At 73.8% G+C, this 14,076-nt stretch carries 10 protein-coding genes; 3 read left to right on the forward strand and 7 right to left on the reverse strand.

The genetic code is table 11. The features are described 5' to 3' along the window. Positions 1–5 precede the first annotated feature (5 nt). Positions 6–1,472 (forward strand): NADase-type glycan-binding domain-containing protein, encoded by a 1,467-nt coding sequence (locus GGE06_RS10615; protein ID WP_184930678.1) that lies wholly within the window; start codon positions 6–8, stop codon positions 1,470–1,472. A 73-nt stretch (positions 1,473–1,545) separates the two neighbouring features. Here GGE06_RS10615 and GGE06_RS10620 read toward each other — a convergent pair whose 3' ends face one another. Beyond that, positions 1,546–3,579 carry a DUF11 domain-containing protein gene (locus GGE06_RS10620; protein ID WP_184930679.1) on the reverse strand — a complete coding sequence of 678 codons (2,034 nt, stop codon included), beginning with the start codon at positions 3,577–3,579 and terminating at the stop codon, positions 1,546–1,548. Between the two features lie 286 nt (positions 3,580–3,865). On the opposite strand from GGE06_RS10620, the gene thpR reads away from it, so the two are divergent. Then, positions 3,866–4,504 (forward strand): RNA 2',3'-cyclic phosphodiesterase, encoded by a 639-nt coding sequence (gene thpR / locus GGE06_RS10625; protein WP_184930680.1) that lies wholly within the window; start codon positions 3,866–3,868, stop codon positions 4,502–4,504. Here thpR and GGE06_RS10630 read toward each other — a convergent pair. Next, on the reverse strand, positions 4,465–5,388 hold the full coding sequence (locus tag GGE06_RS10630; RefSeq protein ID WP_184930681.1) for a GNAT family N-acetyltransferase: 924 nt from the start codon (positions 5,386–5,388) through the stop codon (positions 4,465–4,467). The two genes, thpR and GGE06_RS10630, sit on opposite strands and share 40 nt — an antisense overlap. A gap of 233 nt (positions 5,389–5,621) precedes the next feature. On the opposite strand from GGE06_RS10630, the gene GGE06_RS10635 reads away from it, so the two are divergent. Then, complete coding sequence (locus tag GGE06_RS10635; protein WP_184930682.1) at positions 5,622–6,542, forward strand: hypothetical protein; 921 nt, start codon at positions 5,622–5,624, stop codon at positions 6,540–6,542. 69 nt (positions 6,543–6,611) lie between these two features. Here the strand turns inward: GGE06_RS10635 and GGE06_RS10640 are convergent, their stop codons facing one another. Genes GGE06_RS10640 through GGE06_RS10660 form a run of 5 tightly spaced genes read right to left on the reverse strand, consistent with a single transcriptional unit; the run spans position 6,612 to position 13,967 of the window. Continuing rightward, positions 6,612–9,398, reverse strand: a complete 2,787-nt coding sequence (locus GGE06_RS10640) for a DUF5682 family protein (protein WP_184930683.1) — start codon at positions 9,396–9,398, stop codon at positions 6,612–6,614. Further along, positions 9,395–10,516 (reverse strand): ATP-binding protein, encoded by a 1,122-nt coding sequence (locus GGE06_RS10645; RefSeq protein ID WP_116163135.1) that lies wholly within the window; start codon positions 10,514–10,516, stop codon positions 9,395–9,397. Before GGE06_RS10645 ends, GGE06_RS10640 begins: the two co-directional genes overlap by 4 nt. 18 nt (positions 10,517–10,534) lie before the next feature. Beyond that, positions 10,535–12,073 carry a VWA domain-containing protein gene (locus tag GGE06_RS10650; protein ID WP_246532476.1) on the reverse strand — a complete coding sequence of 513 codons (1,539 nt, stop codon included), beginning with the start codon at positions 12,071–12,073 and terminating at the stop codon, positions 10,535–10,537. After that, entirely contained in the window at positions 12,070–13,494 is a 1,425-nt protein-coding gene (locus GGE06_RS10655) for a hypothetical protein (RefSeq protein WP_184930684.1), read from the reverse strand. Before GGE06_RS10655 ends, GGE06_RS10650 begins: the two co-directional genes overlap by 4 nt. After that, entirely contained in the window at positions 13,464–13,967 is a 504-nt protein-coding gene (locus tag GGE06_RS10660; protein ID WP_312883092.1) for a hypothetical protein, read from the reverse strand. Before GGE06_RS10660 ends, GGE06_RS10655 begins: the two co-directional genes overlap by 31 nt. Between the last annotated feature and the right edge of the window lie 109 nt (positions 13,968–14,076).

Genomic DNA, 14,076 nt, shown 5'->3' on the forward strand with positions numbered 1-14,076 from the left:
CCCCCATGAGTGACGCGCCCCAGTCCCGTCCCTGCCCGGACTGCGCGAGCCCGGTGCGGACGGCGGACCAGTCGTTCTGCGACAGTTGCGGAGCGTTCCTGCGCTGGGACACCCCGGCGGCAGCTGCGCCGGTCGCCGGCCGGTCCGTCCCGGAGGCGGGGCAGGCCTCCGGACCGGCCGACGCGTCCACCTCGGAGCCGGCCCACGTGCCGGGACCGGCCGACGCGTCCGGGGAGGCGCGTGCCACGGCCGCCGGGGGCACCGCCGCGCCGGAGGACCGATCGGCCGCCGGCGTCGGAGACCGGGGGCCCGCCGGCTCCCGGGACCGCTCCCCCGTCGGGTCCGAGGAGGTCACCGCCCCGCTGCCCGCCGTGACCTCGGCTGGCGTGGCGCCCGCGACCGTTCCCGCACCGGAGGCGGGCACGGGGCCAGGGGGGACCGCGTCCGAGGAACCTGACACCGAGAGGCCGACGCCCCGAGAGCCGGCACCCGGACGCCCGACGGCACCCGCAGCGCCGACGGCACCGGGCGAACCGACCGCACCGGCGGCCGTGGCGGCTCCGGACGCCCGGACGGCCTCAGCCGCCACGCCTGCCCCGACCACCCCGGCCTCCCCTACCACCGGCCGGCCCTCGGACACCGTCGCACGCTCCCTCCTCGTCCCGGTCCCCGAATCCCGGCCCGCGGAGCCGGCCGTCGCCGCTCCCGTGCTCCCCGCGCGTCCGGAGGCGGCGCGTCCGGCGGTGCGGGCCGCCGCGGCGCCCGCCCCCGTCGAGGGCGGCACCCCGTGCCCGGCCTGCTCGCTGGCCAACACGCCGGGCCGTCACTTCTGCCGTTTCTGCGCGACCCCCATGGTCCCGGAGCGGCTCTCCACGGCCGAGGGCCCGTACGCCGGTCGGCGGCCCGGTCTCGCCCACGACCGGAGCCGCGTGCTCGTCCGGGCCCTGATCGCCGCGGCGGTCGTGGCCGTGGTGGTCGGCGGCGTCTTCGGCGGCCCGCCGGCCGCCCGCGCGGTGCAGGACCACTTCGCCACCCGCGTCCCGGTGCACCCGGTCGCCTGGCTGGCCTCGCACTCCGCGCCGAAGCAGGACCCGAAGCTGGCGGGCGACGGCTACTCGAACACCTGGTGGGGCACGGGGTACGCGGGCGACTCGGCGGGCCAGTACCTGGAGGCGCGTTTCGCCGAGCCGACCGATCTCCTCAGCGTGCTCATCACCCCCGGCAGTGCGAAGAACACGACCCAGGCGGACGGGCAGGCGACACCGCAGACCTTCGATCTCGTGGTGAAGGACGCCGCGGGCGAACTCCACGTCTCGCACCACCGCATCGACGACGGCGGGACCCAGCGCGTCGACGTGCGCGTCCGGGACGCCCTGTCGGTCCAGCTGGTCCTCCGCACGGCCTGGCGCGCCGACCCGCGCAAGCAGGTGGCCATCGCCGAGCTGGAGTTCTTCGGCAGGTCCGTCTCCTGAGCGCAGCCGTACGGACGCGGGAGTGCCGCCGGCGCGCACGGCGCCGACGGCACTCGTCGGGAGGAGGAAGGGGTCAGGGGCAGCTGATGCGGGTGTCGCCCGGGTCGGTGGTGCAGGTGTCGGTGCCGGGACCGCCGTTGGCGGTGTCGTTGCCGGAGATCCCGTCGGTGGTGGTGAGGCGGTCGTTGCCGTAGTACCCGGTCAGGGTGTCGTTGCCCGGGCCGCCGTTCATGGTGTCGTCGCCGAAGCCGCCGTCGAGGTTGTCGTTGCCGAAGTCGCCGTAGACGGTGTCGTTGCCGTAACTGGCACGGATGGTGTCGTTGCCGCCGAGGCCGCAGATGACGTCGTTGGCGTAGCCGCCGTTCAGGGTGTCGGCTCCGCTGGTGCCGATGATGGTGCAGCCGCGGGCGTTGTTGACCGCGGTGGTGGCGGTGGCCGTGTTGCCGGTGGTCACCGGGTCCGGCTGGGTGGCGCTGACGCCGACCGTGTCCGTGAGGGTGCCGGTGGCGCGGGGTTCGGCCGTCACCGTGACCGTCGCGCTCGCGCCGGGGGCGAGGGAGCCGAGGGCGCAGTTGGCGGTCGTGGCGGTGGTCGTGCAGGTGCCCTGCGAGGGGACCGCCGAGATGAGCGTCCCGCCGGCGCCGGAGAGCGTGTCGGTCAGCGTGACGCCGGTCGCGGTGGCGGTGGAGGACGCGGCGTTGGTGACGGTCACCGTGTACGTGGCGCGGTCGCCGATGCTCACGGTGGTCGTACCGGACTTGGTCACCGACAGGTCGGCGTACGGCGGGGGCGGGGGCGTGCCACCGCCCTCGTACCGGGCGAGGGCGAACTGGAAGCCCGCTCCGTATCCGGCCGCGACGATCTTGCCGTCGGGCTGGACGAGTACCCCGCGGGCCTCGTCGAAGTCGTTGAAGCCGGTGACCACGAAGCCGTCGCCGCCGAAGCTCGTGTCGACGGTGCCGTTCGTCTGGAAGCGGGCCAGGCCGAAGTCGTTCGCCTCGGCGCTGTTGGGATCGTCGGCCCGGCCGGCGAGCACGATCCTGCCGTCCTGCTGGAGCGCCATCGCGTAGGCGAGGCCGCCGTCGCCCGGGGAGGCGACCGAGGTGCGTCCGCCCGTGCCGAATCCGGTGTCGGGGGTGCCGTTGGCGTTGTAGCGGAGCAGGGCGTAACCGGCGCCGCCGGAGCCCGCGGCGAGGATCTTGCCGTCGGGCTGCACCGCGGCGGCGTTGCCGAACTCGGTGCCTCCGAAGTCGGCGGTGACCATGCCGTCGCCGCTGAAGGTGGTGTCGAGGGTGCCGTTGCTGTTGTAGCGGGCCACCCCGATGTCGAAGGCGGTGTTGCCCACGTAGCCGACGGAGACGATCTTGCCGTCCGGCTGGAGCGCCATGCTCCGGGCGATGCCGCCGGCGTCCTGCGGGGAGGTGGGCGTGAAGCCCGCGACCACGGCCCCGTCGCCGCCGAGGCCGGGGTCGAGGTTCCCGTTGGTGTCGACGCGTACGAGGGCGAAGCCGCCGCCGGCGCCCTTGCCCGCGGCGATGATCTTGCCATCGGGCTGTACGGCGACGTCGGAGCCGTCCGCCGAGCCGCCGAACTCGTCGACCCGTACCAGGCCGCCGGTGCCGAAGCCCGTGTCCAGGCTGCCGTCGGTGTTGTAGCGGGCCAGGGAGAAGAAGCAGCAGCCTCCGCCCTCCTCCGCGACCACCTCGGTGGTGCCCGCCACGACGATCTTGCCGTCGGAGGGCTGGATCGCCACGGCGTTGGCCGAGTGGGAACCGCCGCCGAAGTCGCTGGTCACCGTGCCGCCGCTGAAGGTGGTGTCGAGGCTGCCGTTCGTGTTGTAGCGGGCGAGCGCGAAGCCGGCCTGGCTCGTGCCCACCACGACCAGCTTGCCGTCGGCCTGCCGTGCGACGTCGTGGCCCTCCGCGGAGTCGGTGATGGGCGTCGTGACCCGGCCCGCGTCCCCGAAGGCCGGATCGAGGTCGCCGGGTGCCGCGAAGGCCGTGCCGGGCAGGGCCAGGACGAGCGCGAGCCCGAGAGCGACCGGCGCCGCGGCCCTCCCGCCCGGTCTGCGGCGCCGTGCCGCGGGTCTGAGAAGTGCGTGGGTCATGGGTGGACGAACCTCCGTCTTCGCAGGTGAACAGGGAACAGCCGCCAGCTTCGGGCCGCGCCCCCGCGCGCCCGCGCCGACCGTGCCGCACTGCGCCCCACTGGCCCCCGGTGAACCACCCCCGTGGGGGAGCGCGCGGGGGCGCACCGGCCGGGGGCGCCTCTGATGCGGTGTGCAGGGGTTCGGGCTCGGGCCGGGGTGATCCCCGGAGGCCGTCGAGGACGGCCCACCGCGTACCCTCGCCTGCGACGTTGGTGGCGGACAGACGGTGGGCGGGGAACGGACGATGGCTGAGGCGCCCGGGCAGGGTACGGAGTCGACGACGGCCCCCGCGGATGCCGGTGACCTGGACAGGGCGCGGGCCGCGACCGTGCGGGTGTTCGTCGCGCTGGCGCCGCCCGACGACGCGAAGGACGAGCTGGCGCGCGAGCTGGGACCCGCGTACGAGGCGTACCCCCGTCTGCGGTGGAACCGGATCGAGGACTGGCACATCACCCTGGCGTTCCTCGGGGAGCTCCCGGTGGAGACCGTTCCCCTCCTGCGGCCTCCGCTGGCGGAGATCGCGGCGGCGCGCCGCCCGCTGGAACTGGCGCTGCGCGGTGGCGGGCACTTCGACGACCGGGTGCTGTGGAGCGGCATCGACGGCGACCTCGACGGTCTGCACCGGCTCGCCACGGAGGTGCGGACGGTCGTGAAGGAGTGCGGGATCCCCTTCGAGGACCGGCCGCTGCGTCCCCATCTGACGCTCGCCCGGGCCCGCCGCGACGATCAGGCCTCCGTCCTGGAGGTGGCCGACGGGCTGGCCGGCTTCACCGGCCGCCGGTGGGCCACCGAGCGCCTCCATCTCGTCGGCAGCAACTACGGCCGCGGTCCCGGCCCGATCCGCTATCGCGACATCGAGTCCTGGTCCTTCGCCCGGCGGTAGCCGAGGGTGCGGCACTCGACGGCGAAGCCGAGGGAGCCGTACAGCTTCGCGGCCGGGAGGTTCTCGGCGTCGTGGTTGACCGTCACGCGCCGGAGACCGAGCTCGGCCATCCGCCGCATGGACTCGGTCATGACGGCCCGGGCCAGGCCCAGGCGGCGGAAGGCCTCATGGGTGCCGACGGGCTCGAAGTGCCCCAGACCGTTGAGCCGGTCGGTCCAGAAGACGGTGTAGGCGCCGATGCGTCCGTCCGGGGCCTCGGCCACGATCTCGCGCGCCGGGTCGTACCCGGGCCTGGTCATCATGCCGTCCCGGTAGGCCGCGCCCGTCCAGTCGGAGCCGAAGGAGGCGTTGCGCGCCTCGGCCAGGGCCTCGGCGTCGTCGAGGGCGGCCGGGCGGACGGTGAACCCGTCGGGCACCGCGACGGGAGGCAGATCGGTCAGGTCGCGGGTGTTCACGTCGTCCCAGACCCGGAAGCGGGTGAAGCCCAGTTCGTTCAGCAGCCGTGCGCGGGTCGTGTCGGTCTCGAAGAGGTCGGTGAGGACGTACGCCTCGTCCTGCGCCATGTGCCGGGTGGTGGTGTCGGCGGCGAAGGTCAGCATCGAGCGCTCGGTGTCGGTGCCGCGCAGTTCCGGCGCGCAGAAGACGTCGAAGGCCGCGCCGAACCGCAGGCAGATGGTGACGCCCCCGAGCCGGCCGTCGCCCTCGTGCTCCCAGACGTGCACGAGGTCGCCGACGGACGGGTGGCCGCGCAGGTTGTCGTACACGCGGTGCGGCAGCTCGCCCACGTGGTCGTAGGCGTCACGGCCGGCGCTGGCGATCCACTCCGCCACGGTCTCCTGGAGGCGGGGCATGTCGGAGTCGAGGAACGGTCGCGGGGCGAACATGATCGTCTTATATCCGGGCCGGTCAGGCCGGTACAAGGGAGTTTCCGCCGGAGGTGGATCGGTTGCGCCGTGTGCGACCGGGTCGCGCGCCCTCCGTACGACTTCACGCTCCGGCAGACGGCGTAAGCGCCACTGGGCCGTGATCGCCATGATCAATAACGTGGCGCCCGGCGCGTGACCTCGCGTCTGTCGGACAGAGAAGGCAGCGACTTCCCGTGAGGATTCCGATTCCGATGTCGAAGCGCATGACCCGGTTCACAGCGGCTACCGCACTCCTGGCCGTACTCGGCGCCGCCCCGGCCGGAGCGGCCGACAGCTGGCAGAAGGTCGGCGGCGACTCCCGCACCGGTGTCAGCGGCCTCGCGTACGAGGGAGGCACCGAGGGCGGGGACGGGGTGAACGCCCTGATCGTGCACGACAACAAGAAGTCCGGGCAGCCGCGGATCTCCCGGATCACCTCCACCGAGGGCTCCGCCGTGGTCACCCCGCTCACCTGGGAGGGCACGGAGCCCGTCGACCTGGAGGCCGTCGAGCCCATCCCGGGGTTGCCCGGGGAGTACCTGGCGCTCACCGGCCGCGGCATCCTCTTCCGCCTGAAGGTCGCCGGTTCGACGGTGACGGTCGTCGACTACACGCCGCTGCCGTCGATCGGCGAGGGCGACGACTTCGAGAGCTTCGCGCTCGTCGCCCGGGAGGGCAGGCTCGCCGCGCTCTGGGCGGACCGGGGTGCCGGCGCGGGACGGCCCGCCACCCTGTACGCGGCATCGCTGACGTTCGCGCCGTGGGGTCAGCCCTTGTTCGGCGCCATCTCGCAGCGGAGCTACCGGTCCGCGTACCCGACGGGCGACAGCACGCGGCACATCTCCGACATCGCGGTGACCGACTCCGGCCGGATCCTGGTCGGTTCGGCGGGGGACGCGGGTGACGACGGGCCGTTCGACTCCGCGGTGAGCGACGCGGGCCGGGTGACCCTGTCGGCGGCGGGCCGGGTACGGATCACCCTGGCGGCCTCGCCGACGGTGCTCGGCACCTTCCCGGGGTACAAGGTCGAGGCCGTGGAGTGCCTGCCCGGCTCCGCCGACGCCCTCCTCGGCACCGACGACGAGAACCTCGGCGGGTACGTGCGGACCATGCCGTTCTGCGCGACGAACTGACCGGGACGGGTCACGGCTCACGCGGGTGGGTGGGCCGTGACCTTCCCTGCTCCGCCCGGACCGGCGCGGTCATCGGTCCGTCAGGACGCGCGCCAGTGCGTCGACGGTGCCCGGGTGGGTGGTGAGGAGCGCCACGCCGCGCCCGCCCCGGGCCGATGCGTCCGTCGCCGTCCAGCCCTCCGCGCTGCCCAGGAGTTTCGCGAGGGCGTCGACGGTCGCCGGATGGGCGGGGAGGAGCGCCGCGCCCCGGGGGCCGGTGGCGGCAGGGAGGGGGCGTGGGGCGGCCGGTCGGCGGTGCCAGGGCGGGACCCAGGCGTCCAGGGCCGCGAGCCGGGCCGGGAAGATCCGTCCCGCCTCGCGGATGAGCAGCGGGGCCAGTTCCGCGGCGTTCGAGCGGAGCGTCGTGATGAGGACCGGGAGCCATGGCAGCAGGACGGCGTCCGGCAGGCGCCCGAAGGCGTTCGACACGGCCTCCACCACGACGTCCGCGAGGCCCGGCACCGGCTCCAGGGCGTGCACGAAACCGCTCAGGTAGCGCGGATAGGTCGGCACGACCAGGGGGTTGGCGAGGAGCTCGTCGCAGCGGGCCCGCAGCTCGCCCCGCGAGAGCGTGCCCAGCTGCACCTGGGCCGCCCACAGCAGGGCGGTCTTCGCCGGGTCCCGCGGGTGCGCCTGGGCGACCGCCAGTTCCAGCTGCGTCCTGTCGCAGCCGAGGGAGAGCGCCAGGCCCTCCATGCTGAACAGGAAGCCCAGCATCGCCGCCACCTGCCCCACCGTCGCGTCCTCGTCGCGGAAGGCCGTCGGCAGCAGCGTGCAGTAGTGGGCGTACCCGGTGCGGACGAAGGACTCGATCCACGGCGGCAGCACCGGCTCACCGGTCCGGTAGTACGCGAGGAGGCCGCGCACCCGGCGCAGTACCTCCGGCGCCCCGTCGACCGTGCGCTCGCCCGCCAGGACGTCGAGGGCGCGGTTGCCGAGCTCGTCGGCGAGCCGCCGGCCGCCCAGGTACAGCGTGGCGTCCTCGACGGCCGCGAGGACCTCGGCGGTCGTGGCCCGTGGTCCGTAGGCGGTACGGCGCAGGCGCTGTTCCAGGACCTGTTCGAGGCTCACGCCCTCGTAGCCGAGCTCGATGAGGGCCCGTTGGTGGGTGCCGAGGGCGAGGTCCCAGGACTCCTGGATCGACCGCTCGCCGAGCCGCCGCTCCCCCATGACGGGCCGTGCGGCGCCGCTCGGCAGCAGGCGGCGCAGCATCCACAGGACGTCCGAGCAGGCCCGCAGCTCCGGCCGGGAGGTCATGTCGAGCAGGGCGCGGCGCACCCCGCGCTGCTGGAGGTTCAGCTCCAGGGGTGCCAGGCGGTCGTGGACGTCGCGGGCGAGCGGCGGCAGGGCTTCGTAGCCGACCTGGCCGATCCGGTCGCCGCCCATCATGATCTCGACGAGGCGGCGGACGTCCCGGCGCCCGGGCACGCTGTCCTTCTCGATGCAGGTGACCGCGGCGTCCTGGAAGTCGTACGGCGTGGGCTTGGCCCGGTCGCGCATCCCGGCGAGCAGGATCGACGTCTCGAAGACGGCGATCGCGTCGGCGGTGGAGGCCGGGTAGCCGTTGCGGCGGGCGGCGCGGACGATGTCCACGGACCAGCCGAGCAGTTCGCTCTCGTCCAGGGTGTCGAGGACGGGCGGCCGCTGGAGGAAGCCGGAGAGACGGTCCTCGGCCGGTGCCGCCGCGGGGGGCGCGGCGGGCGAAGCGGCCTTCGTCGCCGTCTTCTTCGTGCCGGCCTGTCCCTCCAGGCGGTACGGCTTCACCCGGGTCCGCTTGAGGTTCTTCGTCCACTGCGTCGCGGCGATCGACACGGAGCCGGAGGCGAGGCCGAACTGGGCCTCGATCGTCGCGTTGCTGGAGGGGATCAGTCCGTACTGCCAGGTCGTGGCCGTACGCGGCGAGATCGCGAAGGTGTCGCCGCCGCCGATGCCGAACTCGTCGACGCGGCTGGCCGCGTGGAAGGCTCCGCACACGTACAGGCAGTCCGCCGGGTCGGTGCCGGTCGCGGCCAGGTGCTCGCGCATCCTGGTCCACATGTACCGCTCGCGGTCCTCGTCGACGCGGACGCGGTCGCCGTCCCCCGGCGCGAGCCGCCGGAACAGGCTCCCGATGAGGAACATGACCTGACGGTAGGTGTCGTGGTCGCTGTCGCCGAGCGGCACCTCGACGTACTGGTGCCACCACTCCGACCAGTGCCGCACCTTGCCGTGGCGCAGCAGGTGCTCCTCCAGTTCCGCGAAGCGCGGCCGCAGGTCGCCGATCTCGACGCCGACGGCCTCGCCGTGGAGCGCGGCCTCGGTGCCGTCCTCCTCGCGGGCGGCCGGGTCGTCGGCGCGGTCGTGCCGCCGGTCCCACTGGAAGACGTGGTCGGAGGAGCGGTCGACGAGGACCAGTTCCACGCCGGGGGTGTCGAGGGCGTACGCGATGGCCTGGTACTCGGCGGAGGCCTCCGTGATCGGGGCGACGACCGACAGCGGTGCCCAGTCCTCCGGGAAGCCGTCGATGTCGCTCGCGAACGCCTGCACCGCCACGGGCAGCCGGCAGTTGCGCAGCTCGGTCAGGAGCGGCGTCATGTCCTCGCACAGCTCCAGGTACACGACCTTGGGCTGCTTCTCGCGCAGCCGGCGGGCCATGGCGAGGGCGGAGGCGGGCGAGTGGTGGCAGACGGGGAAGATCTCCAGCGGTTCCGCCACGGCTCGGTCGACGTCGTCGACCAGACCGAGCAGGATGCCCTCCAGGGCGTCGGCCCCTCCGGCGAACTCGGCTGCCGCCTCGTGCAGTTGACCACGCAGCGCGGTGAACGGGGTCCCGGTCACGACAGCTTCGCGATCGCTTCGCGGCCGCCCTCGAGGAACTCGGGCCAGGAGCCGCCCTCCTCCTTGCCGCGCGGCTCGACGACGCCGTGCAGGTACTTGTTGAGGATGGCCAGGTCCTCCGGCTCGCGCCGGGCGAGCGTGCCGACCAGGGAGGCGGCGAGCGTACGGGCGGTCAGGGTGCGCTCGCCGAAGAAGTTGCTGTGCAGGATCGAGTCCTCCAGGACGCCGATCTGCTCGGCGGTCGAGAGGGCCGACTCCAGCTTCTCGTCGTCGCTGCCGGCCGCGGCGGCGGAGGCCCGCAGGTCGGCGAAGCTCTGGAGGAGGACGTCGAGGAGGGTGGGCGGCACGTCCAGTTCGATGGCGTGGCGGCGCAGGAGCTCCTCGGTGCGGAAGCGGACGATCTCGGCCTCGCTCTTCTTGTTCGTCACGACGGGGATGCGGACGAAGTTGAAGCGGCGCTTGAGCGCGGAGGAGAGGTCGTTGACGCCGCGGTCGCGGCTGTTGGCGGTGGCGATGACGGAGAAGCCGGGCTTGGCGAAGACGATGTTCTCGCCGTCGGCGCCGTCGAGCTCGGGGACGGAGACGTACTTCTCGGAGAGGATCGAGATCAGCGCGTCCTGGACGTCGCTGGTGGAGCGGGTCAGCTCCTCGAAGCGGCCGATGGTTCCGGTCTCCATCGCGGTCATGATCGGCGAGGGGATCATCGACTCGCGGGACTGGCCCTTGGCGATGACCATCGACACGTTCCAGGAGTACTTGATGTGGTCCTCGGTGGTGCCGGCGGTGCCCTGGACCACCTGGGTGGAGTTGCGGCTGATCGCGGCCGAGAGGAGTTCGGCGAGCCAGCTCTTTCCGGTGCCGGGGTCGCCGATGAGGAGCAGGCCCCGGTCGGAGGCGAGGGTGACGATGGAACGCTCGACGAAGCTGCGGTCGCCGAACCACTTCTGCGACACCTCCCGGTCCAGGCCGTCGGCGCGCTCGGAGCCGAGGATGAACAGGCGGACCATCTTCGGGGACAGGCGCCAGGAGAACGGCTTGGGGTTGTCGTCGATCGATTCCAGCCAGTCGAGTTCCTCGGCGTACTTGATCTCGGCGGGGGCGCGGAGCAGGTCGGACATGTGCGGAGCCTTTCGGTCTCAGGTCAGGAAGGTCTTGAGTTCGTGCACGAGCTTGTCGATGTGGCCGGAGATCACCGGGGTGCCGAGCGCCTTGAACCGCTCCCGGAACCAGGGGTTGACCTCCTGCCGTCCGGAGCTGGTCACCGAGCCCACGGGGATGAAGCGGACCCCGGAGCGGTGGACCTCCTCGATGCCCTCGAACAGCGGCTGCGAGCGGTCGAACTCGTAGAAGTCGGAGATCCACACCATGACGGTGTTCTTCGGCTCGGCGATCTTCGGCCGGGCCATGGCCATCGCCACCGGGCCGTCGTTGCCGCCGCCGAGGTTGGTGCGCAGGAGCACGTCGAACGGGTCGCGCACCCAGGGCGTGAGGTCGATCGCGCGGGTGTCGTACGCGATGAGGTGGACGTCCACCTTGGGCAGCCCGGCGAAGATCGAGGCGAGGATGGTGCAGTTGACCATCGAGTCGACCATGGAGCCGGACTGGTCGACGACGACGATCAGCCGCTGGGGTGCGGTCCGGCGGACGGTGTGCCGGTAGTAGAGGCGGTCGACGTAGAGCCGCTCCTCCTCCGGGCTCCAGTTGGTGAGGTTCTTCCAGATCGTGCGGTCGAGGTCCAGGTTCCGGAAGACCCGCTTGGGCGGGACCGAGCGGTCGAGCTCGCCGACGGTGGCCTTCTCGACCTGGGTGCGGAGCACCTCGGCGACCTCGTCGACGTACCGCCTGATCAGCGCCTTGGCGTTGGCGAGCGCCACTCCGGAGAGGTTGCCCTTGTCGCGCAGCAGCTGCTCGATCAGGGACATGCTGGGGGTCAGCCGGGCGGCCAGCGCGGGGTCGGCCAGGACTTCGCGCAGGTGCATGCGCTGGACGAGGTCGGCCTCGATGGCGCCGAGTTCGGGTCCGAGGCCGCCGCCGGTGAGGGCGGCTCCGGCCGCCTTTCCGCCGCGCAGCCCGCCGGGCGGACAGCCGAGCGCTCGCTCCAGCCAGCCGGCGTCCGACTGCCAGCGGGCCAGCTGTCCGGCGGAGACGGTGCCGGAGCCGGTGGCGAAGACGTTGAGCAGCAGCTTGGACGCGAGCGCGGCGCGCCGCACCTCGGCGGCGCGGTCGCGGGCCCCGTCCGGCTCGGGCTCCGGGGTCATCAGGCCGTCGAGCTCGTCGCCGAGCTCCGGGTGGCGCTGGACGACGGAGTCGACGGAGGCGCCGGGGTCGAGCAGCGCGGACGGCAGACCGATGTCCTCGACGACGGCGAGACTCGCCGCCTCCAGGGCGGCCTGCTCCTCGGGATCGAAGAGCCGGGCGAGCAGCCGCCAGTAGAGGACCTGGCGCCGGTTGTCGTGGGGGTCGGGTCCGGCGGGCGTCGACGGCTCGGGACCCGTCGCGGGGGTGAGGTCGGGTCCGGCGGGCGTCGACGGCTCGGGGCCCGTCGCGGGGGTGAGGTCGGGTCCGGCGGGCGTCGACGGCTCGGGACCCGCCGCGGGGGTCGGGTCGGGGAGGACGGACGCCGTCGGCTCGGGGCCGGTCGCCGGGGTGGCGTCGGGCGGGGTCGCTTCGGTCATGAGCGCAGCAGCCTTCCCGCTCGCTCGCGCAGGACGGCGACCGCGTCCGTGGCCGCCTTCTCCGCGCGGACTCCCGCCTTGTCGGTGGTGCCGCCGGCCCACGCGCCCGCGTGGACGGCGACGGTCTTCTTCCGGACGGTGGTCTCGACGGCGAGCGGCTGGAGGAGGAAGGCTCCGGCGTCCCAGCGGAGGAGCCCGAGGCACGCGCCGGACGCGGCGATCGCCTCCGGGGTGAGCGGACCGGCGTCCGGTACGCGGTCGGTGTCGACGGCGAGCCGGTGGCCCGCGACCGTGAACGTCACCGTCCCGTCGTCCGCGCGCTCCGCCGCGTACCCCTCCAGGAGGACGGGGACGGCGATGCGGACCGGGTGGCGGTCGAGCGGGGCGGTGACCGGGTCTGTCGCGGTGGCGAGGGCGACCCGGGCCGTGGCGAAGGGGTCGGCGGGCTCCCCCACGCGGGCGCGTTCGTCGTCCCAGACGAGGTCGCCCTCGGCGGTGACGGGCATGCCGTCGAGGTCCATCGCGCGGCCCTCGCTCACCGCGGTGAGGAGCGACATGCGCGGCCGGAGCAGCTGCCAGAGCCCGGCGCCGACGACGGTGTCCGGCTTGGGCGCGGAGGCCGCCGCCCGGACGAGGCGGGGTGGCGCCCCGTCGGCCGGTTCGAACACGGCGTGGACCTGGGCCTGTACGGCGGTGGCGTGCTCCTGCACGTCGACACCGAGCGGCAGCAGGCGTCCGGTCGCGGTGGAACCGGCGGGGGTGCGGGCGGCTCCCGGGAGGGTCAGCAGCAGGGCGCGCGACCAGAGGTCGGCCCAGCGGCGCACCGGGATCCTGTCCAGGGTGGCCCCGGGGCAGGAGGCGGCCAGTTCGGCCGCGAAGCCGTCGAGCAGGGTCGCCTGCCGGCGGAGCGCGGGGTCCGGCAGCATCGCGGACACCACGGGCGCGGCTCCGCCGACGAGTTCGTGGTCGAGGCCCTGCCAGCCCGCGCGGGCGAGGTCGCACAGCCAGGCGCGGGCGGCGGCGAGCACGTTCGCGGCGGGCTCGTCCCCGTCGGCGGGCTGCTCGGGCGCCTCTGCGGCCGGACGGCCGGTGACGTCCGCGACGCGGGCCGTCAGGGCGTCGTGGACGGAGCCCATGAGCGCGGTGCGGGCGGCGGCGAGCGCGACGAAGTGGTCCTCGCCGGCGGCGCCGGCCGCGGTCTTGTCCGCGGCCTCGGCGACGAGGGAGGCGAGCGGTGTGCCGCCGAGGGCGTCCGCGAGTGCGGCGAGGCCGTCGGTCTGCGCGGGCTGCGGACGGAGCAGGCCGGCGACGAGCGCGTCGTCGAAGGCGTCCACGGCGGCCAGCGCCTCGTCGAGTCCGTCGACGGGGTCGGCGAGCAGGTCCGTACGCATCAGGCGACCGCCCTCGTCGGCGGGAACCACTGCATCTCGGGCAGCGGCGCGGTGGCGGACTCCAGTTCGAGGTAGGCGAGGTGCCTCAGGAACCGGCTGAACACGGGGGCGGCGGCCGAGGTGTCTCCCTGAGCGGGCCGCGTGGCGGTCATCGCCGAGAGGAGCGCCTGCGCGTCGGGCTCGCCCTCGGTCGTCTCGGCCTTCAGATAGCGGGCGACGCGCCGCGCGCCGTACTGCAGGACGGCCTCGGTGACGAGGGCGCGGAGGTGGTTGCAGAACGAGCCGCGCGCTCCGCCGCAGGGGCGGTTGTTGTTGGTGCTGCACGCGAACGCGTACGTCCCGGCGGCGATCGAGGACACGTACACGCGCCCTATGTCGGACCCGCTGGACACCACTCCCTGCAAGCGTCCGTCGGCCAGCTCGACGAACGGCACCTTGGCGAGTTTCCGCGGTCGCGCGGGCGGTACCACCCGCGCCGCGCTCGACCTCTCCCAGACCGACAACGCACTTCTCCCATGCACGTCAAAGGGGATGTTCACGCCGGAGCGGCGGAACATCCCCAACGTATCCCCGCCCACTGACAACGCCTCAGGACGCGGTCGGCGGCAGGGA

It is taken from the genome of Streptomyces nymphaeiformis, from assembly GCF_014203895.1.
Lineage (GTDB): Bacteria > Actinomycetota > Actinomycetes > Streptomycetales > Streptomycetaceae > Streptomyces > Streptomyces nymphaeiformis.

Coding starts and splice junctions, on each gene's coding strand:
- GGE06_RS10615 (WP_184930678.1), top strand. CDS start 6: ATGAGTGACGCGCCCCAGTCCCGTCCCTGCCCGGACTGCGCGAGCCCG.
- GGE06_RS10620 (WP_184930679.1), bottom strand. CDS start 3,579: ATGACCCACGCACTTCTCAGACCCGCGGCACGGCGCCGCAGACCGGGC.
- thpR (WP_184930680.1), top strand. CDS start 3,866: ATGGCTGAGGCGCCCGGGCAGGGTACGGAGTCGACGACGGCCCCCGCG.
- GGE06_RS10630 (WP_184930681.1), bottom strand. CDS start 5,388: ATGTTCGCCCCGCGACCGTTCCTCGACTCCGACATGCCCCGCCTCCAG.
- GGE06_RS10635 (WP_184930682.1), top strand. CDS start 5,622: ATGTCGAAGCGCATGACCCGGTTCACAGCGGCTACCGCACTCCTGGCC.
- GGE06_RS10645 (WP_116163135.1), bottom strand. CDS start 10,516: ATGTCCGACCTGCTCCGCGCCCCCGCCGAGATCAAGTACGCCGAGGAA.
- GGE06_RS10650 (WP_246532476.1), bottom strand. CDS start 12,073: ATGACCGAAGCGACCCCGCCCGACGCCACCCCGGCGACCGGCCCCGAG.